19 protein-coding genes are annotated in these 24,585 nt (G+C 67.0%); 7 read left to right on the plus strand and 12 right to left on the minus strand.

Features of this window, described 5'->3' with window-relative positions; translation table 11 throughout:
* The 5 genes from sucB to A5625_RS13490 all read left to right on the plus strand — a co-directional run.
* Nucleotides 1–1,248: 2-oxoglutarate dehydrogenase, E2 component, dihydrolipoamide succinyltransferase (sucB, locus tag A5625_RS13470; protein WP_066994229.1), on the plus strand; the 1,248-nt coding region annotated here is incomplete at its 5' end.
* Between the two features lie 15 nt (nt 1,249–1,263).
* Entirely contained in the window at nt 1,264–2,187 is a 924-nt protein-coding gene (locus tag A5625_RS13475; RefSeq protein WP_066994233.1) for a TIGR01777 family oxidoreductase, read from the plus strand.
* 57 nt (nt 2,188–2,244) lie between these two features.
* The gene (gene lipB, locus A5625_RS13480) at nt 2,245–2,994 is read left to right on the plus strand and encodes a lipoyl(octanoyl) transferase LipB (protein WP_066994236.1); all 750 of its coding nucleotides are present in this window, start codon (nt 2,245–2,247) and stop codon (nt 2,992–2,994) included.
* On the plus strand, nt 2,991–3,932 hold the full coding sequence (gene lipA / locus A5625_RS13485) for a lipoyl synthase (RefSeq protein WP_066994239.1): 942 nt from the start codon (nt 2,991–2,993) through the stop codon (nt 3,930–3,932). Before lipB ends, lipA begins: the two co-directional genes overlap by 4 nt.
* A 39-nt stretch (nt 3,933–3,971) precedes the next feature.
* The gene (locus A5625_RS13490) at nt 3,972–4,724 is read left to right on the plus strand and encodes a DUF4191 domain-containing protein (RefSeq protein WP_066994242.1); all 753 of its coding nucleotides are present in this window, start codon (nt 3,972–3,974) and stop codon (nt 4,722–4,724) included.
* Nucleotides 4,725–4,756: 32 nt separating this feature from the next.
* On the opposite strand, the gene A5625_RS13495 is transcribed toward A5625_RS13490, so the two are convergent.
* A complete protein-coding gene (locus A5625_RS13495) occupies nt 4,757–5,179 on the minus strand; it encodes an RDD family protein (RefSeq protein ID WP_066994244.1) in 423 nt (140 codons plus the stop codon).
* A gap of 244 nt (nt 5,180–5,423) precedes the next feature.
* Between A5625_RS13495 and glnA (A5625_RS13500) the strand changes: the two genes are divergently transcribed.
* Complete coding sequence (glnA, locus tag A5625_RS13500; protein ID WP_066994248.1) at nt 5,424–6,860, plus strand: type I glutamate--ammonia ligase; 1,437 nt, start codon at nt 5,424–5,426, stop codon at nt 6,858–6,860.
* A gap of 69 nt (nt 6,861–6,929) precedes the next feature.
* Here glnA (A5625_RS13500) and A5625_RS13505 read toward each other — a convergent pair whose 3' ends face one another.
* Nucleotides 6,930–7,541 carry a TetR/AcrR family transcriptional regulator gene (locus A5625_RS13505; RefSeq protein WP_066994251.1) on the minus strand — a complete coding sequence of 204 codons (612 nt, stop codon included), beginning with the start codon at nt 7,539–7,541 and terminating at the stop codon, nt 6,930–6,932.
* Between the two features lie 47 nt (nt 7,542–7,588).
* Nucleotides 7,589–8,896 carry an FAD-binding oxidoreductase gene (locus A5625_RS13510; RefSeq protein WP_197516095.1) on the minus strand — a complete coding sequence of 436 codons (1,308 nt, stop codon included), beginning with the start codon at nt 8,894–8,896 and terminating at the stop codon, nt 7,589–7,591.
* Nucleotides 8,897–9,284: 388 nt separating this feature from the next.
* Here A5625_RS13510 and A5625_RS13515 point away from each other — a divergent pair, with 388 nt between their 5' ends.
* Nucleotides 9,285–12,482, plus strand: a complete 3,198-nt coding sequence (locus A5625_RS13515; protein WP_232003665.1) for an adenylate/guanylate cyclase domain-containing protein — start codon at nt 9,285–9,287, stop codon at nt 12,480–12,482.
* Between the two features lie 340 nt (nt 12,483–12,822).
* Here the strand turns inward: A5625_RS13515 and A5625_RS13520 are convergent, their stop codons facing one another.
* From A5625_RS13520 to A5625_RS13555, 9 genes are all read right to left on the minus strand, one after another.
* Entirely contained in the window at nt 12,823–13,683 is an 861-nt protein-coding gene (locus A5625_RS13520; protein ID WP_066994257.1) for a TIGR03619 family F420-dependent LLM class oxidoreductase, read from the minus strand.
* Nucleotides 13,680–14,324 (minus strand): PaaI family thioesterase, encoded by a 645-nt coding sequence (locus A5625_RS13525; protein ID WP_066994260.1) that lies wholly within the window; start codon nt 14,322–14,324, stop codon nt 13,680–13,682. The genes A5625_RS13520 and A5625_RS13525 overlap by 4 nt, the downstream gene beginning before the upstream one ends.
* Nucleotides 14,321–17,305 carry a bifunctional [glutamine synthetase] adenylyltransferase/[glutamine synthetase]-adenylyl-L-tyrosine phosphorylase gene (locus tag A5625_RS13530; protein WP_066994263.1) on the minus strand — a complete coding sequence of 995 codons (2,985 nt, stop codon included), beginning with the start codon at nt 17,303–17,305 and terminating at the stop codon, nt 14,321–14,323. Before A5625_RS13530 ends, A5625_RS13525 begins: the two co-directional genes overlap by 4 nt.
* A 50-nt stretch (nt 17,306–17,355) precedes the next feature.
* Nucleotides 17,356–18,696 (minus strand): type I glutamate--ammonia ligase, encoded by a 1,341-nt coding sequence (gene glnA / locus A5625_RS13535; RefSeq protein WP_066994266.1) that lies wholly within the window; start codon nt 18,694–18,696, stop codon nt 17,356–17,358.
* Between the two features lie 115 nt (nt 18,697–18,811).
* Nucleotides 18,812–19,183, minus strand: coding sequence for a DUF732 domain-containing protein (locus A5625_RS13540; RefSeq protein WP_066994269.1), 372 nt, complete (start codon nt 19,181–19,183; stop codon nt 18,812–18,814).
* A 215-nt stretch (nt 19,184–19,398) separates the two neighbouring features.
* Nucleotides 19,399–19,542 carry a hypothetical protein gene (locus tag A5625_RS29140; protein ID WP_156748207.1) on the minus strand — a complete coding sequence of 48 codons (144 nt, stop codon included), beginning with the start codon at nt 19,540–19,542 and terminating at the stop codon, nt 19,399–19,401.
* A 268-nt stretch (nt 19,543–19,810) separates the two neighbouring features.
* Entirely contained in the window at nt 19,811–21,376 is a 1,566-nt protein-coding gene (locus A5625_RS13545) for an alpha/beta hydrolase (protein WP_156748209.1), read from the minus strand.
* Between the two features lie 143 nt (nt 21,377–21,519).
* Nucleotides 21,520–23,076 (minus strand): alpha/beta hydrolase, encoded by a 1,557-nt coding sequence (locus A5625_RS13550; protein WP_066994272.1) that lies wholly within the window; start codon nt 23,074–23,076, stop codon nt 21,520–21,522.
* 58 nt (nt 23,077–23,134) lie between these two features.
* A complete protein-coding gene (locus A5625_RS13555) occupies nt 23,135–24,526 on the minus strand; it encodes a wax ester/triacylglycerol synthase family O-acyltransferase (protein ID WP_066994279.1) in 1,392 nt (463 codons plus the stop codon).
* Nucleotides 24,527–24,585: the final 59 nt, after the last annotated feature.

The raw sequence follows: 24,585 nt of genomic DNA on the forward strand, positions 1-24,585 counted from the left end.
GCCGGTGTCCTGATCAGCATCACCGCCGAGGAAGACGCCACCGTGCCGGTCGGCGGCGAGCTGGCGCGCGTCGGAACGAGTTCCGACGCCGCCGCTCCGGCGGCTCCTGCCGCCCCCCAGCCTCCGCCCGAACCGAAGCCCGAACCCAAGCCGGAACCCAAGCCTGAACCGGCACCCCAACCCCAGGCGCAGCCCAAGCCCCAACCCGCGCCGCAGCCCCAACCCGCGCCGCAGCCCAAACCTCAACCGGCACAGTCGCAGCCGTCAGCCCAGCCGGCCGGCCCGAGCACCGATGGCGTGCCGTACGTGACGCCGCTGGTGCGAAAACTGGCCGCCGAGAACAACATCGACCTGACCTCGATCACCGGCACCGGGGTGGGCGGTCGCATCCGCAAGCAGGACGTGCTGGCCGCCGCCGAGCAGAAGCAACGGCCACCAGAGCCGGCGGCCCAGGCGCCGGCCACGCCCGCACCCGCAGCCGCGAAGGCCCCTTCGGCGCCCACCCCGGCTCCGGCGCTGGCGCACCTGCGGGGCACCACCCAGAAGGCCAGCCGGATCCGTCAGATCACCGCCAACAAGACTCGCGAATCCCTGCAGGCCACCGCCCAACTCACCCAGACCCACGAGGTCGACATGACCAAGTTGGTCGGTTTGCGGGCCAGAGCCAAGGCGGCCTTCGCCGAGCGCGAGGGGGTGAACCTGACCTTCTTGCCGTTCATCGCCCGGGCGGTGATCGACGCGCTGAAGGTCCACCCCAACATCAACGCGAGCTACAACGAGGAAACCAAGGAGATCACCTACTACGACGCCGAGCACCTCGGCTTCGCGGTCGACACCGAACAGGGACTGCTCTCCCCCGTCGTGCACAACGCCGGTGACCTGTCCCTGGCCGGGTTGGCCCGGGCGATCGCCGACATCGCCGCTCGCGCCCGGTCGGGCAACCTGAAACCCGACGAACTGTCCGGCGGCACCTTCACCATCACCAACATCGGCAGCCAGGGCGCGCTGTTCGACACCCCGATCCTGGTTCCGCCGCAGGCCGCCATGCTGGGCACCGGCGCCATCGTCAAGCGGCCGCGGGTAGTGGTCGACGACAGCGGCAACGAATCGATCGGTGTCCGCTCGATCTGCTATCTACCGCTCACCTATGACCACCGGCTGATCGACGGCGCAGACGCCGGCCGCTTCCTGACCACCATCAAGCACCGGCTGGAAGAGGGAGCCTTCGAGGCCGACCTCGGGCTCTGAGAAGGAAAAGCGAACGTGGCTCGCGCTGATCAGAAGGCCGTCATCGCGATTGCGGGTTCGTCCGGCCTGATCGGCTCGGCTCTGGCCGCGGCCCTGCGCGCCTCTGATCACCGGGTGCTGCGCATCGTGCGCCGGGCGCCCGCGAACGCCGACGAGCTGCACTGGAATCCCGAGAGCGGCGACCTGGATCCCGAGACGATCACCGACGTCGACGCCGTCGTCAATCTGTGCGGCGTCAACATCGGCAAGCGGCGGTGGTCCGGCGCCTTCAAGCAGTGCCTGCGCGACAGCCGCATCGGCCCGACCGAAGTGCTGGCGCACGCGGTCGCCGATGCGGGCGTGCCGACCATGGTCAATGCCAGCGCGGTGGGCTTCTACGGCAACACCAAGGACCGGGTGGTCGACGAAAACGACCGTGCCGGAACGGGTTTCCTGGCCCGGCTGTGCCAGGACTGGGAAGCCGCCACGTTGCCGGCCCAATACAGCGGCGCCCGCGTGGTGCTGGCCCGCACCGGGCTGGTGTTCTCCGCCGCCGGTGGTGTGTTGGCTCGGTTGCGGCCGCTGTTCCGCACCGGCCTGGGCGCCCGGCTGGGCGGCGGGCGGCAATACATGTCGTGGATCACACTGGAAGACGAAGTGCGCGCGCTGTTGTTCGCGATCTTCAATCCCGCGCTGTCCGGCCCGGTGAACATGACCGGGCCGGCGCCGGTCACCAACGCCGAGTTCACCACCGCGTTCGGCCGGGCGGTCAATCGCCCAACCCCGTTGATGATGCCCGGTTTTGCCGTCCGGGCCGCGCTGGGCGAGTTCGCCGAGGAGGCCCTGCTGGCGGGGCAGCGTGCCATTCCGTCCGCGCTGGAGCGCGCCGGTTTCGTCTTCCACCACAACACCATTGGCGAGGCCCTCAGCTACGCGACCGCCCACCGCGACCACGACTAGCGCCGCGGCCAGACCTGGATTGTGCCCGGCCGCCCCGGGCCGAGTACCGTCGCGGACGTGATCGATTCCATCCGGTCCAGCCAGGGCTTGATCGATGTCCGCCAGCTCGGCACCGTCGACTACCGCGTGGCCTGGCAGCAGCAACGCGACCTGGCCGACGCCCGGGTGGCCGGCGGCAGCGACACGCTGCTGCTGCTGCAGCACCCCGCGGTGTACACCGCCGGCCGACGCACCGAGCCGCACGAACGGCCAGTGGACGGCACCCCGGTCATCGACACCGACCGCGGCGGCAAGATCACCTGGCACGGCCCCGGCCAGTTGGTCGGGTATCCGATCATCGGCCTGGCCGAGCCGCTCGACGTGGTGAACTACGTGCGGCGCCTGGAAGAGGCGCTCATCAAGGTGTGCGCCGACCTGGGCCTGGATGCGGTCCGGGTGCACGGCCGGTCCGGGGTGTGGGTACCGGGTACCGACGGCCGGCCCGACCGCAAGGTTGCTGCCATCGGCGTCCGGGTGTCGCGGGCGACCACCCTGCACGGCTTCGCCCTCAACTGCGATTGCGACCTGGACGCCTTCAGCGCCATCGTGCCGTGCGGCATCAGCGACGCCGGAGTGACGTCGTTGTCGGCCGAACTGCGCCGCCCAGTGTCGGTCGAGGATGTCCAGACCACGGTTGCCGACGCGGTCTGCGACGCCCTGGATGGGATGCTTCCGGTCGGCAGCATTTGCCCGGCTCTCCCCACCGTCCCGGCCGGCATCGTCGCCGAGCGAAACACCGCGGCCGCGCGCGTAGCATCTGCGATGTGACTGTCGCACCCGAAGGACGCAAGCTGCTGCGCCTGGAAGTGCGCAACGCCGAGACCCCGATCGAGCGCAAACCGCCGTGGATCAGGGTGCGCGCCCGGATGGGCCCGGAGTACACCCAGCTCAAGAGCCTGGTCCGGCGCGAGGGACTGCACACAGTCTGCGAAGAGGCCGGCTGCCCCAACATCTTCGAATGCTGGGAGGACCGCGAGGCCACCTTTTTGATCGGCGGTGACCAGTGCACCCGTCGCTGCGACTTCTGCCAGATCGACACCGGAAAACCCGCGGACCTGGATCGCGACGAGCCGCGGCGGGTCGCCGACAGCGTGCGCACGATGGGACTGCGCTACGCCACGGTCACCGGCGTGGCCCGCGACGACCTACCCGACGGCGGAGCCTGGCTGTACGCCGAGACGGTGCGCGCCATCAAGGAACTCAACCCGTCGACCGGCGTCGAGCTGTTGATCCCGGACTTCAACGGCGAGCCCACCCGGCTGGCCGAGGTGTTCGCGTCACGCCCGGAAGTCTTGGCGCACAACGTGGAAACCGTGCCGCGCATCTTCAAAAGGATCCGGCCCGCCTTCACCTACCAGCGCAGCCTGGACGTGCTCACCGCGGCGCGCGACTTCGGGCTGGTCACCAAGAGCAACCTCATCCTCGGCCTGGGCGAAACACCCGACGAGGTGCGCACCGCCCTGGCCGACCTGCATGACGCCGGCTGCGACATCATCACCATCACTCAGTACCTGCGCCCGTCGGCGCGTCACCATCCCGTCGACCGTTGGGTAAAGCCGGAGGAATTCGTCGAGTTCGCCCAGCACGCCGAGGAGTTGGGCTTCGCCGGGGTGCTGGCCGGACCGCTGGTGCGCTCGTCGTATCGCGCGGGACGGCTCTATGAGCAGGCCGCCCGCAGCCGCGCCTCCGATACCGCGGCACGGTAGCGGCGTTTGGCACTGGCTCGCGCTACGTATTCTTTGACTATGGCTAAACCCCGCACCGCCGCTGAGAACAAGGCCGCCCGAGCGCAGGCGCAGGCCGCCCGCAAAGCCGCCGCGCGGGAGCGCCGCACCCAGTTGTGGCAGGCGTTCAACATGCAGCGCCGGGAGGACAAGCGCCTACTGCCGTACATGATCGGCGCCTTTGTGCTGATCGTGGGCATCTCGGTGGGGGTCGGTATCTGGGCTGGCGGGTTGACGATGATCACCCTGATCCCGCTCGGCGTGGTTCTGGGCGCGCTGGTCGCGTTCATCGTGTTCGGCCGCCGCGCTCAGAAGTCGGTCTACCGCAAGGCCGAAGGCCAAACCGGGGCCGCCGCATGGGCTTTGGACAACTTGCGAGGTAAATGGCGGGTGACTCCCGGAGTGGCCGCGACCGGCCACTTCGACGCGGTGCATCGGGTGATCGGCCGGCCCGGCGTCATCCTGGTCGGCGAGGGAACCGCGACCCGGGTGCGGCCGCTGCTGGCGCAGGAGAAAAAGCGCACCGCCCGGCTGATCGGGGACGTGCCGATCTACGACATCATCGTCGGCAACGGCGACGGCGAGGTTCCGCTGGCCAAGCTGGAGCGCCACCTCACCCGGCTGCCGGCCAACATCACCGTCAAGCAGATGGACACCCTCGAGTCGCGGCTGGCCGCCCTCGGATCACGAGCCGGCGCCGCCGTCATGCCCAAGGGCCCGCTGCCCAACGCGGGCAAGATGCGCGGGGTGCAGCGCACCGTGCGGCGCAAGTAGCGCGCACTTTCAGCGGCTTTGCCGCCATCGAGTCAGCGGCGCACCACGGCCGTCGCGGTCAGCCGATCCTGCATTCCGCGGCCGTCCCAGTCGGTGAACAAAGCGGGGACCACCGTCCCGAGCAGCACGCCGCGCACCACCGCCCGGCCGGTGCCCACCGACCCGCGTCCGTCCACCGTCACCACCTGCAGGCGCAGCGCCAACTGGCCGGGGGTGAACCCGAACAGGCGTAGCGAGACCACGCCCAGCACGAACCAGATCACCAGGACCGCGGTGGCCAGCGCCTGGTGAGAGTACAAGCCGAACCGCATGGCCAGCGCGGCCAGACCGTAAGAGATCAACCAGTCGATCATCAGCGCGGCCAGTCGGCGCCCCATCGGCGCCAACGACCCCGGCCCGCGCTCCGGCAGCCCCAGCTTTTCACCGGGATATGCGGATCGTGATTCCGCCATCATTGCGCCGGACCGGAGTCCGGATACCCCGACCGTCCGGCCGGTTCGGAACGGCTGACGGTGCGCCCCGTGAGCAGAAAAGATACGATCTTGCGATCCATGGCCCCACAATAGAACCCGCCGCCGACGCGGCCACTTTTAGCGTGTGGCATGGTCACGTAACGTGCGCGCAACATCGGGTTGACTGACGGGCAACATCTGCTCCATAGCGTCAGGCCGCGGATCTCACCAAGTAAAGGAGCATTCTGTGACGGAAACGACGCCCGACGACGTCTTCAAACTCGCCAAGGACGAAAACGTCGAATTTGTCGACGTCCGGTTTTGTGACCTGCCCGGCATCATGCAGCACTTCACAATTCCGATTTCATTCTTCGACGAGAGCGTTTTTGAGGACGGCTTAGCTTTTGACGGCTCGTCGATTCGCGGATTCCAGTCCATTCACGAATCGGACATGCTGCTCCTGCCCGACCCCGCGACCGCGCAGATCGACCTGTTCCGCGAAGCCAAGACGCTGAACCTCAACTTCTTCGTGCACGACCCGTTCACGCTGGAGCCGTACTCGCGCGACCCGCGCAACATCGCGCGCAAGGCGGAGAACTACCTGATCAGCACCGGCGTCGCGGACACCGCGTACTTCGGCGCCGAGGCCGAGTTCTACATCTTCGACTCGGTGAGCTTCGACTCGCGCACCAACGGCTCGTTCTACGAGATCGACGCGATCGCGGGCTGGTGGAACACCGGCTCGCCGAACGAGCTCGACGGCAGCCCGAACCGCGGCTATAAGGTTCGTCCCAAGGGTGGCTACTTCCCCGTCGCCCCTGTCGACCACTACGTCGACCTGCGCGACAAGATGCTGTCCAACCTGATCAGGGCCGGCTTCAGCCTGGAGAAGGGCCACCACGAGGTGGGCACCGGCGGCCAAGCCGAGATCAACTACAAGTTCAACACGCTGCTGCACGCGGCCGACGACATGATGCTGTACAAATACATCGTCAAGAACACGGCCTGGCAGAACGGCAAGACCGTCACGTTCATGCCCAAGCCGCTGTTCGGTGACAACGGGTCGGGCATGCACTGCCACCAATCGCTGTGGAAGGACGGCAGCCCGCTGATGTACGACGAGACCGGCTACGCCGGCCTGTCGGACACCGCCCGCCACTACATCGGCGGCCTGCTGCACCACGCGCCGTCGCTGCTGGCCTTCACCAACCCGACGGTGAACTCCTACAAGCGCCTGGTGCCGGGCTACGAGGCACCGATCAACCTGGTCTACAGCCAGCGCAACCGGTCGGCGTGCGTCCGCATCCCGATCACCGGCGCCAACCCGAAGGCCAAGCGGCTCGAGTTCCGTTGTCCCGACTCCTCGGGCAACCCGTACCTGGCGTTCTCGGCCATGCTGATGGCCGGCCTGGACGGCATCAAGAACAAGATCGAGCCGCAGGCGCCGGTCGACAAGGACCTCTACGAGTTGCCGCCCGAGGAGGCCGCCAACATTCCGCAGGCGCCCACGCAGCTGTCTGCGGTGATCGACCGGCTGGAAGAAGACCACGAATACCTCACCGAGGGCGGCGTGTTCACGCCCGACCTCATCGAGACGTGGATCAACTTCAAGCGCGAGAACGAGATCATGCCGGTCCAAATCCGGCCGCACCCTTACGAATTCGCGCTCTACTACGACGTCTAAGTCGGTTGACGTAGCCATCTGGTAGGCCACCCGGTTGAGCATCGCCGCCGCGATCGCTCACCGGGTGGCTTACTGGTATCCGGGGCGTCCCAGCATCTCGGCGACCTGTCGGAGCAGCGCCGTCCGAAAGCGGTCCGCCGATGGGCCGGGAAAGCGCAGCACCCGCGGGATCATCGCGCCGACCAGTGCGGCGAACAGCAGATCGACGACATCTTCGGGACCGACCACCGGCGCGAACACACCGGCGTCGCGCCCCTCGATCACAGTGCGCACGAACGGCGCCCGGTAACGCGACCAACCTTCTTCGGCGTAGTCCCGCAATTCTTTGTCTCGGATGCCCGAGCGCCAGAATTCGATCAGCAACTGATGGTTGCGCACCGGCGTATTCAGGTTGCGGTCGATCATCGCCACCAGGCGATTCCACGGGTCGTTCTCGGCGTCTGCCACCGCCTCGAGAGCCGACACCTCGATCTCGGTGGCATGCCGCATCGCCTCGATCAGCATGTCCTCGCGTGAACCGAAATAGTTCTGCAGCGTGCTGATCGCCGACCCGCTCGCCTCCGCGACATCGGCGAAGCGGGTGTTTTCGTAACCTCGCTCGGCCAGCACCCCGGCGGCCGCTTCGATCACCGCGGTCCGTCGCGCTCCGCCGGCCCGACGTGTTCGACGTTCAACAGGCATGGATCTATGGTACGGCTATACCGCCGCTAGGCAACCACCGGTAGAGCTCAGGCGGCGAAGGCCGGCGGGATGTTGTGGTTGAGCCGGAACCTGTTGAGCGGATCGTAGAGCGCCTTGACCGCCCGCAGTCGTTGGTAGACCTCCGGGTCGTAGGCCAGCATGGTGCGCCCCTCGACCGCGTCGGCGGGACCGATGAAACTCGGGTTGGACCCGTTGTGCAGCCAAGGCCGTAGCGCTGCAAGAAGAGCGCGGCCGGAGTCGCGGTAGGCCGCCACTTCTTGCCCGGGCGGCACGACGGTCAGCGCGAACATCGCATACGCGGCATCACGCGCCCCCACCGCGTTGGGAAACGGCGCCGGATTGCTGAAAGCCCCTTGCAGGTGCCGGATGTCGACGATATTGGCCGTGCTGCCTGAACCGGGACCGACCACATCGACGATCGCCTTGACGGTGTCCTCGGTCAGTTCCCGGAGCAGCCCGAAATGCTCGACCGCCGGCGCGGGATCGGTCGGATCGTTGCTGATCGTGGCGAACTGGGTGTACGGGATGTCGGCCACCGTGTCCGCCAGCACCGGAGCCGCGTGGCGCAGCGGCTCGATCAGCCGGGCACCCGCATCAGCGTCACCTACGTAGGAGACTCGCACCGATACCGTCAACTGGCCCTGCATGAACGGCGGAAGTCCCGGCAGCGGCGGCAGATTCAGCAGGGCGAGGCCGGTGGTCAGCTCGTCGGGCGCCGATGCGGTGAGCTCCCGGTAGGCCTGCAACACCTGCCGGCTGTGATCACCGGAGAAGAACAACGCGCCCGCGTACAACTGCGTCACCGGAAAGAGCGCGAACTTCATCGCCACGACGACACCGAAGTTGCTTTTCCCGCCCAATAGCGCACTGAACAAATCGGATTCGTATTGCGGTGAGACACATCGTAATTCGCCATCAGCGGTGACCACCTCGATGGCGCTGACATGATCGGCCGCCCAGCCGTACTTGCGGCCCATCGTCGAACTCGCACCGCCGCTGAGGGTGTAGCCGACGACGCCGACACCGGGCGAGGAACCGGGCAACGGGGCCAGCCCGTACTTCGCGGCGGTTTGCACCAGCTGACCGAAGCGCACTCCGGCTTCGACGCGTGCCCAACGGTTGTCGGCATCGATGGTGAGGCCGGACATCCGTCCGGTGGTAATCATCAATGTGTCCGCATCGGCCGCCACCGTCGGTCCATGACCGGTGTTGAGGACGGCGACATTTAGACCGTGCTCGACCGCGAACGTCACCGCCTCGGCTACGTCCGCGGCGTCGACGGCGCCGACCACAACGGCGGGCCGGTGTCGTACCGCCGTATTGAACACCGCCACTTCGCTGCTGTAACCCGCGTCGTCAGCCGTGAAGACCGGCCCTCGAACAACGCCCTGAAGCTCTGAAAGTTTGCCGCGCCACGGTTCCATAGCTGCTGTCGCCCTCCACCGTTGAAAGCTAAGTCGATATGGCAATATGGTATGAGCATACCGACAAAATGGCATGCTGGTGTGCCCGAGGTCACAAGACGGGGGTGAGAGTCTGCCCTCTAGATCCGGCGAGTCCGCGCTGTCCTTCGAGTCGGGTTGACGAAACCACCCGCGTGGCGATTGCCGCGCGGGTGGTTTCATTTTGCGGGCGTTGAGGCCGCCGACTTCATCCGACTGCCGTGATATCGGCGCCACAATATTGCGAACACGGTAGACCAGCGGTGACACGATATCGAACGTGGGTGACCGGATTCGCGGCGCGCAACAGACGGCGGGGCCGTGTGATTCGTGCGGGACCGAGCTGTCGCCGAACTCCAAGTTCTGTCACGAGTGCGGTAGGCCGGTCATCCACGTGAACCGATCGGCTGAGTACAAGCAAGTAACGGTGTTGTTCGCCGACGTGGTTCATTCGATGGATATCGCCGCGACCGTGGGCGCGGAGCGCCTGCGGGAAATCATGGCCGAACTGGTCGACCTGGCTTCTGCTGTCGTCCAGCGCTACGGCGGCACGCTGGACAAGTTCACCGGTGACGGGATTATGGCGCTGTTCGGTGCGCCGGCGGCATTGGAGGATCACGCCGTACGCGCATGTCTGGCGGCGCTCGGCATCCAGCAGGCGATGAGCCGACTTGCCGGCAAGGTCAGCGAGCGCGACGCTGTCGAGTTGCAATTGCGGGTAGGACTGAACTCGGGTCAGGTGATCGCTGGCGAGATCGGTTCGGCCGCTGTGGGTTACACCGCGATCGGAGACCAGGTCGGCATGGCGCAGCGGATGGAGTCCGTCGCGCCGCCGAACGGTGTGATGCTCAGCGCATCGACCGCGCGGTTAGTCGAACGCATTGCAGTCCTCGGCGAGCCGGAGCTGGTCCGGATCAAGGGCAACGATCAGCCGATCCAGGCCCGGCGATTAGTCGCCGTGCCGGCCCGTGATGCCCCGGTCGCCGGCACGACGTCGAGTCTCGTTGGCCGGCGTTGGGAGATCGCCGCTGCTGAAGGTTTATTGGCTCGGGCCGCCGATGGGCATGGCGGGGTGCTTGCGGTGGCCGGGCCCGCGGGAATCGGCAAGAGCCGACTCGTGCAGGAGATCACCGCGTCGGCCAGAACCGGCGGAGTCGAAGTGTGGCGGGCTTACTGCGAATCGCACACCAGCGAGGTCTCGTTCCAACTGGTGTCGCGGCTGCTGCGGTCGGTGACGGGCATACGGGACCTCGACGACAGCGCAGCCCGCACACGAATACGTTCACAAATTCCCGCCGCCGACCAGCAAGACCTGCTGCTCTTGGACGACCTGCTCGGTATCGCCGGTCCCGACGAGACGCTGCCCGGCATCGACCCCGATGCCCGACGCCGGCGGTTGACCGCACTTATCCACGGCATCGTGTTGTCTCGTCGGACACCAGCGATCTACGTTATCGAGGACGTGCACTGGATCGACGAGGCCAGTGAATCCATGCTGGCCGACTTCCTCGCGGTACTCCCCCAAACCGCCTCGTTGGCGCTTGTCACCTACCGTCCCGAATACCGCGGCGCTTTGACAAACATCGACGGCTCCCAGGTCTTTGCTCTTGCGCCGCTGAGTGATTCCGAGACCTCAGCGTTGGTAGCCGAGCTACTCGGGCACGACCAGTCGGTATCCGACGTCAGCACCCTGGTCACCGAAAATGCTTCCGGGAACCCGTTTTTCGCTGAGGAGATGGTGCGGGACCTGGCGGAACGCGGTGTCCTCGACGGCAGCCGGGGAAGCTACCGGTGCGCCAGGGATGTGGCCGATGTTCGGGTGCCGGCGTCCCTGCAGGCCACCCTGGCCTCTCGCATCGATCGGCTTGCGCCCCAAGCGAAGAGGACCCTGAACGCCGCGGCGGTGATCGGTTCCCGGCCTGATGCAGCCTTGTTGGTCAGCCTGGTCGACGACCCCGAGGTGAATTCTCTGATCGAGGCGGAGCTGATCGAGCCGGCGATGGCCGGTGCGCGCACCGAATACGCGTTTCGGCACCCGCTGATACGCGCGGTCGCCTACGAGTCGCAGCTCAAGTCCGACCGAGCCGAGCTGCATCGCCGGTTGGCCACGGTGATGGAGAAGCAGGATCCAGGATCGGCGGACGATAACGCCGCGTTGATCGCCGAGCACCGGGAAGCCGCTGGCGACCTGTCCGCCGCGTACGCATGGCGCATGCGGGCCGGCGCCTGGCTGATGGGGCGAGACGTCGCTGCGGCGCGGCGCAATTGGGAACGCGCTCGCCAGGTGGCCGACATGCTCCCATCCGACCTTCCCGATCGTGCTGCGTTGCGCAGTTACCCCAGAGCGATGTTGTGCCAGACCGCATGGCGAGTGGGCAGCGGCGTTGACGACACCACATTCGACGAACTGCGAACACTGTGCGCCGCATCCGGTAACCGACCCTTGCTGGCCGCCGGCCTATCGGGTGCCACGTTGTCGTTGACGATGGCCAACCGCCACAGCGAGTCCGCACGGTTGGCTTCTGAACAGATAGCCCTGTTCGATTCGGTCGACGATCCGATGAGCATGTTCGTGGTGATGTCGGCACCGATGTTCGCCAAGTTGCACGCCGGTGAGGCGAGCGAAGCGCTCCGCGTGGCGCAGGCCGTGACCGATCTGCTGGCCGACGACGCCTTCAAGGGCAACATTGCGAAGTGGGGATTGGGGTCTCCCCTGGCGGTCGCGTTGCTCTACCGTGCTCTGGCCCGGGCGTGTCTCGGCGACCGCACTTGGCGCGCCGATCTGAGACGCGCTATCGCGATACAGCGAGAGCTTGCCGATGCGGCAATTGTCATCGTGATCACCTACGGCTACTCTCTTTCCGTCACGAACGGACTGCTGGTTCCGGATGCCGCGTCGCTAGCCGAGACCGATGATGTGCTCCACTATGCCGAAAAATCCGGCGATGCAGTGGCATTGGCGCTCGCTCAGGTGGCTCGCGGGCTTGTCCTGACGCGCACCGCACCCGCGGATCACGGTGCCGGCATAGAGCTGATCACCGAGGGCCGCGCGGCGCAATTGCAGCAGCGCAACCTGCTCGGCGTATCGATTGTCGACATCGACAGGACACTGTTGAAGGCCGAAGCCGGAGACCTGAACGACGCCATCGCAATTGGTCGCGCAACCGTCGATGATCTGGTCTCTTCCGGCGAAATGGTGATACGCGGGGCGGCGATTTCCGCGCTCGTGACTGTGCTACTCATGAGGGGCGGCGATGCCGATATCCGTGAAGCCGAAACGATGATCGACCGTTTATCTTCTACTCCAACCGAATCCGGATTTGTCATGAATGATACCTGGGTTCTGCGGCTACGCGCCCTGCTGGCACAAGCACACGGCGACGTTGCAGCTTATCGCGACTACCGGGACCGCTACCGCACGATATCGGCATCGTGTGGCTTCGAAGGGCACGTGGCATGGGGCAAGGCGATGACGTGACAGTTAAGCCGATGACCGCGGGAGTTGTCCGACGTCTGAGTCGGTTCGCGAAACCACCCGCGTGGAGATCGCCGCGCGGGTGGTTTCGCATTTTGCTGCCTCGGCTGTTATCCGCGGCGAGCGCAGTCCTTGTCGGGGGCCGCTGACGGCCACGCGCAGGCGTCGATGTCCGTCGCGCTGCCGAAGGCCACCACTGCGACGGCGGCAGCCGCAACGCAAATAGTGGGACGCATCTGGACTCCGTTCGGGGCAGGGGTTCCCGAAACATAAGCGATGGCAAGTAGCGCCGGCGTGCCTTCGCCGCCGGTTAGGTGCCCCGCGACGCCGAATTAGGTGTCGCCTAGCCGTCGAGCGCGAGGTCCTTGCGGAAGCGCTGCATGCCGTCGATCTTGTCGTCCAGGCTGGCATCTGGGCCGGCGTAGAACATCCACGGCATGGTGATGATGCCGGTGACACCGGCGTCCTCGACGCGCTGATAGTCGGCGGTGGTGAAGGCGTCGGTCAGCGGTGTCAAGATGGTGAAATCGTCCATGGTCAAGCCGTTTTCGGCGCGCAGTTCGCGCAGCCGGCCGACCGCCTCGATGGCCCGCTCGGACTTGATCAAATCGCCGATCCAGCCGTCGTTGCGGGCGGCGCGGCGCAGTGCGATGTCGGACAGGCCACCGACATACACCGGTATCGGTGGCGGAGTGGGTTGCATCTCCAGCCTCGGCGCTTGGTAGAACTGGCCGTCGAACTCGGTCCAGCCCGGCGACCACAGCGCCCGCATCAAGTCGATGATTTCGTCGGTGCGCTTGCCGCGGGCCTCGAATTGCTCGCCCATCAGAGCGAATTCCTCGCGGCACCAGCCGACGCCGATGCCTAGCTCCACCCGGCCCGACGCCAGAACCGCAGCGGTGCCAATGGCTTTGGCCGCCGAGTACGGGTTGCGCATCGCAGGGATGTAGACGGTGTTGACGAACCGCAACCGCGTGGTGACCTGCGCGAGCGCCCCGACCAGGACCCAGGGGTCGGGCCAGTCGGTGAAGGGCTGCCAACGGCGTTCCCCGTCTTTGGTGTACGGGTACGGGGTATCCAGGGTTTCGAGATTGACCACGTGGTCGGGGATACCGATGCCGTCGTAACCGAGTTCGTCGGCAGCCTTGGCGAGCTCGATGATCTCGCGGGTGTTCAGGAAGGCGCTGCTGATGTAGAACTTCACTGCGCCTCCTGCGCCCAGGCCGGCTCGATGAAGACTCCCTCAGCCTCGACGGTGACCCCGTCAGCATCCGAAATGGTGCCGCGGGCAAAGACTTTGCGGCCCTCCTTGCCGTCCACCCAGGCCTCGCAACGAAGCGGCCCGAGCGGGGTGCCGCGCAGATATTTCACGGTGATGGTGCCGGTGAACCGCGCTTTGGACAGCCCCTCGCTGGCGGCCTCACCGAGCATGTGGTCGAGCACCAAAGCGCTGACGCCGCCGTGCACCAGTTTGGGCGGCCCCTCGTAAGCCGACCCGAGGACGAATTCACTGAAGCAGCGCCCGTCGCCCTGGTGGTGCACGACGATCGGCGGGGCGATGGGGTTGCAGACGCCGATCGCGGCGTTGCCCAACGGCAGCGGGCGACCGTTGACGCGGTAGCTCACCCCGAGCGGACGGGTCCGTTGCCGCAACGACGCGGTGACGGCCTCGATCGCCGACTTGGCCTCGGCGACGATGCCGTCGTCGGCCTCGGTCCGGATGGTGGCGTCGACGAGTTCGCGGACCGCCTCGGCCAACGGCGCGTACAGCGCGGTCACGCGATCGGCTTCCGTCGCGCTGAGCACCTCGAATATGGCGTCCAACGCGCCGGCCTCCTGACTCAACTTCCGAACACCTTGCGCACGACCGCTTTTGCGCGTCGTGTCACCCGTAAATAGTTGTCCAAGAATTCCCCACCCTCATCGGTCGGCCAGCCCGCGGCCACCGCGACTGCGTTGAGCTGGCGTCCGGGGCCGGGTAGCTGATCGGTGGGCTTACCGCGAACCAGCACCAGCGCGTTGCGGGCCCGGGTGGCGGTCAACCAGGCGTGCCGCAGCAGCTCCACCTCGTCGGCGGGAACCAGCTGGGCCGCGGCGATGGCGTCCAGGCACTGCAGGGTCGAGGTGTTGTGCAGCTCGGGAATTTCGTGGGCATGCCGCAGCTGCAGCAGCTGCACGGTCCATTCGACGTCGGCCAGTCCCCCGCGGCCCAGCTTGGTGTGCGTATTGGGGTCCGCGCCGCGCGGCAATCGTTCGGCATCGACGCGGGCCTTGATCCGGCGGATCTCTTGCATCGCCTCGCTGGACACCCCGCCGGATGGATACCGCGTCTTGTCGGCCATCAGCAGGAACCGCTGGCCCAGCTCCACGTCGCCGGCGACCGAGTGCGCGCGCAGCAGCGCCTGGATCTCCCACGGCTGGGCCCACTGCTCGTAGTAGGCGGCGTAGGAGGCCAGGGTGCGCACCAGCGGGCCCTGGCGGCCCTCGGGCCGCAGGTTGGCGTCGACCTCCAGCGGCGGGTCGATGCTGGGCGTCCCCAGCAGCGCCCGCACCTGCTCGGCCACCCCGGTCGACCAGCGCACGGCCGCGGCATCCTCGACGCCGGGCGCGGGTTCGCAGACGAACATCACGTCGGCGTCGGATCCATAGCCCAGCTCGGCGCCACCCAGCCGGCCCATGCCGATGACGGCGATGGCCGCCGGCGCCTTGCCGTCATCGGGCAGGTTCGCCCGGATCATCGCGTCCAGCGCGGCTTGCAGCACCGCCACCCACACCGAGGTCAGCGCCGCGCACACCTCGGTGACCTCGAGCATGCCCAACAGATCGGCGGAAGCGATGCGGGCCAGCTCGCGGCGGCGCAGCGTGCGTGCCCCGGCGATCGCGCGCACCGGGTCGGAGTAACGGCTGGCCGAGGCGACCAGCGCGCGGGCCACCGCGGCGGGCTCGGTGGTGAGCAGATGCGGACCGGACGGCCCGTCGCCGTAATCCTGAATGACTCGCGGCGCGCGCATCAGCAAGTCGGGTACATACGCCGAGGTCCCCAGCACATGCATGAGCCGGCGGGCCACCGCGGGCTTGTCGCGCAGCGTGGCCAGATACCAGGTCTCCCCGGACAGCGCCTCGGACAGCCGCCGGTAGGCCAGCAGCCCGCCGTCCGGGTCGGGTGTGTATGACATCCAGTTCAGCAGCCTGGGCAGCAGCACCGACTGCACCCGGCCACGCCGGCCGCTCAAATTGACCAGGGCCGACATGTGCTTCAGCGCGGTCTGCGGTCCCTCGTAGCCCAGGGCCGCCAGCTGGCGTTCGGCGGCTTCCGACGTCATGCCGTGCGCGATCTCCAGCCCGGCCGGACCGATCGATTCCAGCAGCGGCTGGTAGAAGAGCTTGGCGTGCAGCTGGGATACCCGCAGGTTCTGGTGGCGCAGCTCTTCACGCAGCACCCCGGCCGCGTCGTTGCGTCCGTCCGGCCGGATGTGGGCGGCGCGCGCCAGCCAGCGCACCGCCTCCTCGTCGTCGGCCTCGGGCAACATGTGGGTGCGCTTGAGGCGCTGCAGCTGCAACCGGTGCTCGAGCAGCCGCAGGAACTCGTAGGAGGCGGTGAGGTTGGCCGCGTCCTCGCGCCCGATGTAGCCGCCCTGGCCCAGCGCGGCCAGCGCATCGACCGTCGACGCCACGTGCAGCGACTCGTCGCCGCGGCCGTGCACCAACTGCAAGAGCTGCACGGCGAACTCCACGTCGCGCAATCCGCCGCTGCCCAGCTTGATCTCGCGTCCACGGACCTCGGCGGGCACCAGCTGCTCGACGCGGCGGCGCATCGCCTGCACCTCCACCACGAAGTCCTCACGTTCGCAGGCCACCCAGACCATCGGCATCAGCGCGTCAAGGTAGCGCTGCCCGAGCTCAGCATCGCCCACCGCCGCACGGGCTTTCAGCAACGCCTGAAATTCCCAGGTCTTCGCCCAGCGCTGGTAATAGGCGATGTGCGACTCGACGGTACGGACCAGTTCACCGCTGCGGCCCTCCGGCCGTAGCCCGGCATCCACCTGGAAGAACGCCTCGGAGGCCAGCCGCATCATCTCGCTGGCCACCCGGGTGGTGACAGTGTCGGCCTGCTCGCCGACGAAGATGACGTCGACGTCGCTGACGTAGTTCAGTTCGCGGGCACCGCATTTGCCCATCGCAATGACCGCCAGCCGCGGTGGCGTCCGGTCGCCGCAGACGCTGTTCTCGGCCACCCGCAGGGCGGCGGCCAGCGCGGCGTCCGCCAAATCCGACAGGTGCGCCGCCACCACGGTGAACGGGACCACCGGTTGGTCCTCGACCGTCGCTGCCAGATCCAGCGCGGCCAGCACCAGCAGCCGGTCGCGGTACAGGGTGCGCAACCGCACCATCGCCGAACCCGGTGCCGCCAACGCCTCGTCGACGCATTCGGTGAACATCGCGCACAGCTCGTCGTGGGTGGGCAGTTTGACGTTGCCGCGCAAGAGTTTCCAGGACTGCGGCTGGGCGATCAGGTGATCTCCGAGGGCCAGCGACGAACCCAGCACGCCGAACAGCCGACCGCGCAGCGGACGTTCGGTGAGCAGGGCGGCGTTGAGCTGATCCCACCCGGTGTCGGGGTTCTCCGACAGGCGAACCAGGGCCAGCAGCGCGGCGTCGGGGTCGGGGGCGCGCGACAACGACCAGAGCAGGTCGACGTGGGCCTGGTCGTCGTGGCCGTACCAACCCAGCTCCGCCAGGCGTTCGGCCGCTTGCGGATCGACCAACCCGAGCCGGCCAACGCTGGGCAGCCTGGGGCGCTGCGTCGCGGGTCTGGTCACGATCACGACGGTAGCGCAACACGGGCGATGTTCAGCCCGATCGGTGCTCGAATGGACTACAGCGAGAGGTAAGTGCTCAGCTCATACGGGGTGACGTGGCTGCGGTAGTTCGCCCACTCCGTGCGCTTATTGCGCAGGAAGAAGTCAAAGACGTGCTCTCCCAAGGTTTCCGCGACCAGCTCGGAAGACTCCATGGCGCGAAGCGCGGCGTCCAGGCTGGTCGGCAGCTCGCGGTATCCCATCGCGATGCGTTCGTCGGCGGTCAGGTCCCACACGTTGTCCTCGGCCTGAGGTCCCAGCACGTAGCCCTTCTCCACCCCGCGCAGCCCAGCGGCCAGCAGCACGGCGAAGGCCAGGTACGGGTTGCACGCCGAGTCGGGGCTGCGCACCTCGACGCGGCGCGACGACGTCTTGTGCGGCGTGTACATCGGCACCCGCACCAGCGCGGACCGGTTGGCCGCCCCCCACGACGCGGCGGTGGGCGCTTCGCCGCCTCCCACCAGTCGCTTGTAGGAGTTGACCCATTGATTGGTGACCGCGCTGATCTCCGAGGCGTGCTCGAGGACCCCCGCGATGAAGGACTTGCCCACGTCGGAAAGCTGCAGCGGGTCGTCGGGGCTGTGGAATGCGTTGACGTCGCCCTCGAACAGGCTCATGTGGGTGTGCATCGCCGAGCCGGGGTGTTGTCCGAACGGCTTGGGCATGAAGGTCGCGCGGGCGCCGTTTTCGATCGCGACCTCCTTGATGACGTAGCGGAACGTCATCACGTTGTCGGCCATCGATAGCGCGTCGGCGAAGCGCAGGTCGATCTCCTGCTGACCGGGTGCACCCTCGTGGTGACTGAACTCCACCGAGATGCCCATGAATTCCAACGCTTCAATCGCGTGGCGGCGGAAGTTCGAGGCGGAGTCGTGCACCGCCTGGTCGAAGTAGCCGGCGTTGTCGACGGGCACCGGCGGTGTCCCGTCGTTCGGGCCCGGCTTCAGCAAGAAGAACTCGATCTCGGGGTGCACGTAGCAGGAGAACCCCAGGTCGCTGGCCTTCTGCAGCTGGCGGCGCAGCACGTGCCGCGGGTCTGCCCAGGACGGCGATCCGTCCGGCATGGTGATGTCGCAGAACATCCGCGCCGAGTGGTGGTGGCCGTTGGCCGAGGCCCACGGCAGCACCTGGAAGGTGGACGGATCGGGGTTGGCCACCGTGTCGGATTCGGAGACCCGGGAGAAGCCCTCGATCGAGGAGCCGTCGAAGCCGATCCCCTCCTCGAAGGCGCCTTCGAGTTCGGCCGGCGCAATGGCGACCGACTTGAGGAAACCGAGCACATCGGTAAACCACAGCCGCACGAAGCGGATGTCCCGTTCCTCGAGGGTGCGCAGGACGAATTCCTTCTGTCGATCCATATCTCGAACAGTATGCAACCGCTGTTAATTCTGTGTTACCGATGCCCGCTCAGAACCATTGCCAATATTGCGGGCGCAACGCGGTGTGCTGGCGGTGCGAACGAACGAGTCGGCGTTACGGCAGCTCGCCTTGATGGTTTGGACAATAGACGTCCACCGATGCGGTGACGAATTTGACCGCGGTCCGCGTGACGCGGTCGGACAGGATGCGCAAGGACGGATTTTCCCTGTATGCCGTGTTCACCTCCTCGTCCACGGCGGCCTGGACCGAGGAGCCGCGATCGAGTTCGCCACAAATCTCACGGGCCCGGTAGACGAGCCCCGGCACGTTGTCGGTGGCCGGAATCTGTTGCTGTGCCAGCAACGCCACGAACTGGGCGTCCTGATTCGGGTCGGCCGCCGCGGCGCCGGCGCAGCGGACTGCGAAGGCAAGCAGCAGCGAGGTGGTGACCAGAGCCTCTGCGAGGCGGGCGATTTGGATGCGCACGGCAGAATTTTCGTTTCTTCGTGTCACCGGCTCGACAGATCTCATCTAATGGATACCGAGTGGTAACAGTGGAGGTGGCTGGCGCCTGCAATGATCGACATCGTAACCGGTTGGCATCGTGAATCACCACAGCGCTTTCGCGCGAACCCGCAGCTGAGCGGCGTGGCGCGACGGCTTCCTCGGCGTACCCCCACGTCCAGCCGCAGCGCGAGCGTTCAGGCGACAGCGTATGCGGTGATCGCCGCGTTGATATGCACGGCCGTGGTCGGCGCTGCGCAGTGGCCGGTGATTCGGGCATCCAGTGCACCCGAGATGGCGCTCACCGCGCTGATCACGCCGGCTCCGGCGGGCGAGCTCACGCCCGACCCGCCGCAGATCCCGCCACCGCCGACGGTAAAGCCGCTCGAGCCACCCGTCCCGGCCCCGCAACCCCGGGCCGAACAGCCGCTATCCCCGCCGCGACAACAGCAAGGCCCCGCACCGCAGGACGGGCCGCCGCCCGCGCCGCCGCCTCCGCCCCAGCCTCCACCACCGCCCCCACCGAGGGGCCATGTCCAGCTATCACCGTGAGCGAAAAGCGCTGAGCCGAAAGCCCTGACATGCTCGCGCCGACCGGGCGGCCACTGGTCAGGCCTGGCAGTGGTAGGACGCCGGCGGCGCGCCCGTGACCAGATACCGCACCACGACGGTGTCCACGCATTGGTTGCCGTTGAACACCGCGGTGTGCTGCGTCCCGTCGTAGGTGATCAGCGGACCGCCGAGCTGGCGGGCCAGGTTCACCCCGGCCTGATACGGCGTGGCCGGGTCGTGCGTGGTGGACACGACGACGACCTTGCCCGCGGCCTGGGGCGGCGCGGCATGCGGCGCCGACGTGGCCGGCACCGGCCACAGCGCGCACAAATCGCGGGGAGCATTTCCGGTGAACTGCCCGTAGCTGAGGAACGGCGCGGCCTGGCGGATGCGCTGATCGGCGCTCACCCAGCTGGCCTGATCGGTCGGATTCGGCGCGTCGACGCAGCGGACCGCGTTGAACGCATCCTGGTCGTTGGAGTAGTGCCCGTGTTGGTCGCGCCCGTCGTAGTCGTCGGCCAGTAATAACAGGTCGCCCGCGTCGGTGCCGCGCGCCAGGCCGAGCAGACCGCTGGTCAGGTATTTCCAGTGGGCCGGTGTGTAAAGCGCATTGATGGTGCCGGTGGTTGCGTCTGCGTAGCTCAGGCCGCGCGGGTCTGCGGTCCGGCCCGGCTTGGTGGCCAGCGGGTCGACCAGAGCGTGGTAGCGGTTGACGAACTGGGCCGGGTCGGTCCCCAGCGGGCAGCCCGGCGAGCGGGCGCAGTCGGTCGCGTAGTCGTTGAAAGCGGTTTGGAATCCCGCCATTTGGTTGACGTTCTCATCCACCGGGCCGACGGTCGGGTCGATGGCACCGTCGAGCACCATCGTTCGCACGTGGTTACCGAACTTCTCCAGGTAGGCGGTGCCCAACTCGGTGCCATAGCTGTAGCCCAGATAGTTGATCTGCTCGTCGCCCAACGTTTGGCGGACGGCGTCCATGTCACGCGCGACCGATGCGGTGCCGGTGTTGGCCAAAAACCCCGCGCCCATCCGGTTGACGCATTGCTGGGCCAGTTGCCGGTAGAGCTGCTCGATATGCGCAACGCCGCCGGGGCTGTAGTCGACCATCGGCTCACGCCGGTAGGCGTCGAATTCGGCGTCGGTGCGGCAGCGCAGCGCAGGGGTCGAGTGACCGACTCCCCTGGGGTCGAAGCCGACCAGGTCGAAGTTTTGCCGGACCGGCGAGTTCGCCAGATCCGGGGCCATCGAGGCGACCATGTCGACCGCCGAGCCGCCCGGACCGCCCGGATTGACCAGCAGCGACCCGATCCGTTGTCCCGTCGCGGGTATCCGGATCACCGCCAGCTTGGCCTGCGCGCCGGCAGGGTTGTTGTAGTCGATCGGTACCGACACGGTGGTGCACTGCGCGGTCGGGATACCGCTTGTGTCACTGACGAATTGGCTGCAGCTTCCCCAGCCCTGCGGCACCGCGGCCGACGGCGGGTTCGGGGACGGCGTCTGTCCGGCACCGGGTTCCGGGGTGGCGCCGGCCGTGGGCAACGCGGCGACGCATGGGCCACCCAGCAGCAGCCCGAATGAAAACAGCGCCGAGCTCAGGGATCTCAGGCGCGGCATGGCTGTCATCGTTGCAGCCCCGGATACCCGGGACAGCGCAAAACGGTTACGCCTTGGTCTCGGCTGGCGTCCTCGCCCAGCGTGCACTCTCGGCGAAGAATCGGCGAAAAACTCGCCGTGAGTGCACGTTCGGCGTCAGCGCGACTGCCTGGCTAGCACTTGGCGCCGCTCGGCGGGATGGAGCCGCCGACCAGATACGCCGTCACGTAGTTGTCGATGCAGCCGTCGCCCTGGAAGACCACCGTGTGCTGGGTGCCGTCGTAGGTGAGCAGCGAGCTGCGCAGCTCGTTGGCCAGATCGACCCCGGCCTTGTACGGCGTGGCCGGATCGTGGGTCGTCGACACCACCACCGTGGGCGCCAGGCCGGGGGCGGAAATGGTGTGCGGCTTGCTGGTTGGCGGCACCGGCCAGAACGCGCAGGTGCCCAGCGGGGCGTTACCGGTGAACTGTCCGTAACTCATGAACGGTGCCAGCTCACGGGAGCGGCGGTCTTCGTCAATCACCTTGGCGCGGTCGGTGATTGGCGGCTGATCCACGCAGTTGACCGCCACCCGTGCATCGGTGGCGTTGGTGTAGTGGCCGTGCGAGTCGCGGCGCATGTACATATCGGCCAGCGCGAGCAGCGTGTCACCGTGGTGGTCGACGAGTTCGGACAGGCCGTCGGTCAGGTGATGCCACAAGTTGGGCGAGTACAGCGCCATGATGGTCCCGATGATCGCGTCGCTGTAGCCCAGTCCGCGTGGGTCATTCGTCGGGATCGGCCGGCCGATCATCGGGTTGTTCGGGTCGACCATCGGGTCGACCAGGCTGTGGTAGACGTCCACGGCCTTGGCCGGGTCGGTGCCCAGCGGGCAGGTCGGTTGCTTGGCGCATTCGGCGGCGTAGTCGTTGAACGCGTCCTGGAATCCCTTGGCCTGGCGAAGGTCGGCTTCGATTTGATCGGCGTTGGGGTCGACGGCGCCGTCGAGGATCATCGCCCGCACCTTCTGTGGGAAGGCCTCGGCGTACGCCGAGCCGATCCGGGTGCCATAGGAGTAGCCCAGGTAGGTCAGCTTCTCGTCGCCGAGCGCGGCGCGAATCGTATCGAGATCCCGTGCGACGTTGACCGTCCCGATGTTGGCCAGGAAGTCCTTGCCCATCTTGTCGATGCAACGGCCGACGAACTGCTTGGTTTCGTCCTCCATGTGCGCCACACCCGCCGGGCTGTAGTCGACGTTGGGCTCGGTGCGCAGCCGATCGTTGTCGGCGTCGGAGTTACACCAGATCGCCGGGCGCGACGCCCCCACCCCGCGGGGGTCGAAGCCGACCAGGTCGAACCGTTCGCGGACGTTCTTGGGCAATGACTGGACGACACCGAGCGCCGCTTCGATGCCGGACTCCCCCGGCCCGCCCGGGTTGATCACCAACGAGCCGATCTTGTCTCCGGTCGCGGGAAAACGGATCATCGCCAGCGTTGCCACGTCGCCGTCGGGGTGGTCGTAGTTCACCGGCACGGCCACTTTGCCGCACAACGCGCCAGCCGGAAGTTTGACCTTGGGGTTCGCCGTCCGGCACGGCGTCCACTCCACGGCCTGGCCCAGCTTCGGCCCGGACATGACCGCACGTCCGACCACCACGCGGACGCAGCCCGACAGCAGCAGCGCGACCGCAGCGATCGACGTCCAGATCAGCAACGTGCGCGCGATCTTGCCGCGGCGAAACAGGCCCATACCGACATATGCTGCCAGAGGAAACCTGAGATCCTGATTAGCGGCACCGCCGACCCGGCTAACGCGCGAGCTCGAGTAGCTCTTCCATCCCCACCGCGAACTCGTCAGCCATGTCCCACAGGTCGGGCAGCAGATCCGGGCAGGCAATCAAGCCGACATCGAGTTTGCCCTGCAGCGACATCGCGGTGACGTTGAGTCCCGAGCCGTGAAATATCGGGCCCAACGGATACATCGATTTGACCTCGCAACCCAGCATGTACAGCGGAACCCGCGGCCCCGGCACGTTGGAGACCACCAAATTGTGTACCGGCATGCTGTCGGTGAATCGGGTTCTGGCATAAATCCGCATGGCAATACCGAAAACCGTTGGCGCGGCGAATTGCGTCCAATCCTGCAACAATGAGGCGCCGATAGCCGAACTGTGTTCTTTGGCAACCGAATTCGCCTCCGCGATGGCCTTCAGGCGTTGCACCGGATCGGCGACTTCGGTATGCAGGCTGGAAAACATCGCCGATACCTGATTGCGGCCGGGCCTGTCCGATTTGCCGTGCACGGAAACCGGTACCGACGCCACCAGCGAAGCTTCCGGTAATGCGTTTCGGTCGGCCAGGTATTGGCGCAGCACCCCGGAAACCAACGCCATCACCACGTCGTTGACTTTGACGTCGAAATGGTTCTTCACCGCTTTGACGTCGTCCAGATTCAATTCGGCGTAAGCGACATTGCGGCGTTCACTGATTCTGGCGTTGAACATGGTGCCCGGTGCCGCGAACGGACGGGCCATGGCGAGGCCCTCGCGGGCCCGTTGCAGGGTGGCGAGCACCGAGGAAACTGTGTCGGGCACCACGTTGGCCAGGTGCAGCGGCCGGGTCGCGAAGCGGACCAGCCCGCCGGCCGCGATCTGCCAACCATGGGCGCCCCCGACACCTTCAGCCGGCTCCGGGGGCGGCGCGTCGGCTTCGGTCGCGCACAGCTGCGACATCAGATTGGCTCCGGTCACCCCGTCGACGCCGGCGTGGTGCACCTTGGTCATCACCGCCAGCCGTCCGTTGCGGTGGCAGTCGGTGCCCGCCACGCCCTCGATGACCCACATCTCCCAGAGCGGGCGGCCGCGGTTCAACGGCGCCTCGGCGATGTGGCCGCAAATCTGGGAGAGCTCGGACCGCCCGCCCGGCGCCGGCACGGCGATGCGGTGCAGATGGCGGTCGATGTCGAATTTCTCGTCGTCCACCCAAACCGGATGATCGAGATTCAGCGGGTTGTTGGCGAGTTTTTCGCGAAACGTCGGGATCGCCTTGATACGCAGCGCAAGGGCTTCGCGCAGCCCGTCGAAGGTGTAGCCGCCGGGCACCGTGGACGTGTCCAATTCGATGATCGAACACACATGCATGGGCTGTGACGATGTCTCCAGGTACAGGAAGCTGGCGTCCAGTCCACTCAGCCGCTGCATGGGCAGCATGGTATGTCTCACACCGCCGCGGCGGTGCGACTGCGCAAAAGAAATGGCAC

The organism is Mycobacterium sp. 1465703.0 (assembly GCF_001672975.1).
In the GTDB taxonomy this organism is placed as follows: domain Bacteria; phylum Actinomycetota; class Actinomycetes; order Mycobacteriales; family Mycobacteriaceae; genus Mycobacterium.

What these genes read in the sequence shown, in the direction of transcription:
- A5625_RS13555 (WP_066994279.1), bottom strand. Translation starts at nt 24,526, where the DNA reads ATGCAGCGGCTGAGTGGACTGGACGCCAGCTTCCTGTACCTGGAGACA.
- A5625_RS13505 (WP_066994251.1), bottom strand. Translation starts at nt 7,541, where the DNA reads ATGCCTGTTGAACGTCGAACACGTCGGGCCGGCGGAGCGCGACGGACC.
- A5625_RS13495 (WP_066994244.1), bottom strand. Translation starts at nt 5,179, where the DNA reads ATGATGGCGGAATCACGATCCGCATATCCCGGTGAAAAGCTGGGGCTG.
- A5625_RS13550 (WP_066994272.1), bottom strand. Translation starts at nt 23,076, where the DNA reads ATGGGCCTGTTTCGCCGCGGCAAGATCGCGCGCACGTTGCTGATCTGG.
- A5625_RS13490 (WP_066994242.1), top strand. Translation starts at nt 3,972, where the DNA reads ATGGCTAAACCCCGCACCGCCGCTGAGAACAAGGCCGCCCGAGCGCAG.
- A5625_RS13545 (WP_156748209.1), bottom strand. Translation starts at nt 21,376, where the DNA reads ATGACAGCCATGCCGCGCCTGAGATCCCTGAGCTCGGCGCTGTTTTCA.
- glnA (WP_066994266.1), bottom strand. Translation starts at nt 18,696, where the DNA reads ATGGATCGACAGAAGGAATTCGTCCTGCGCACCCTCGAGGAACGGGAC.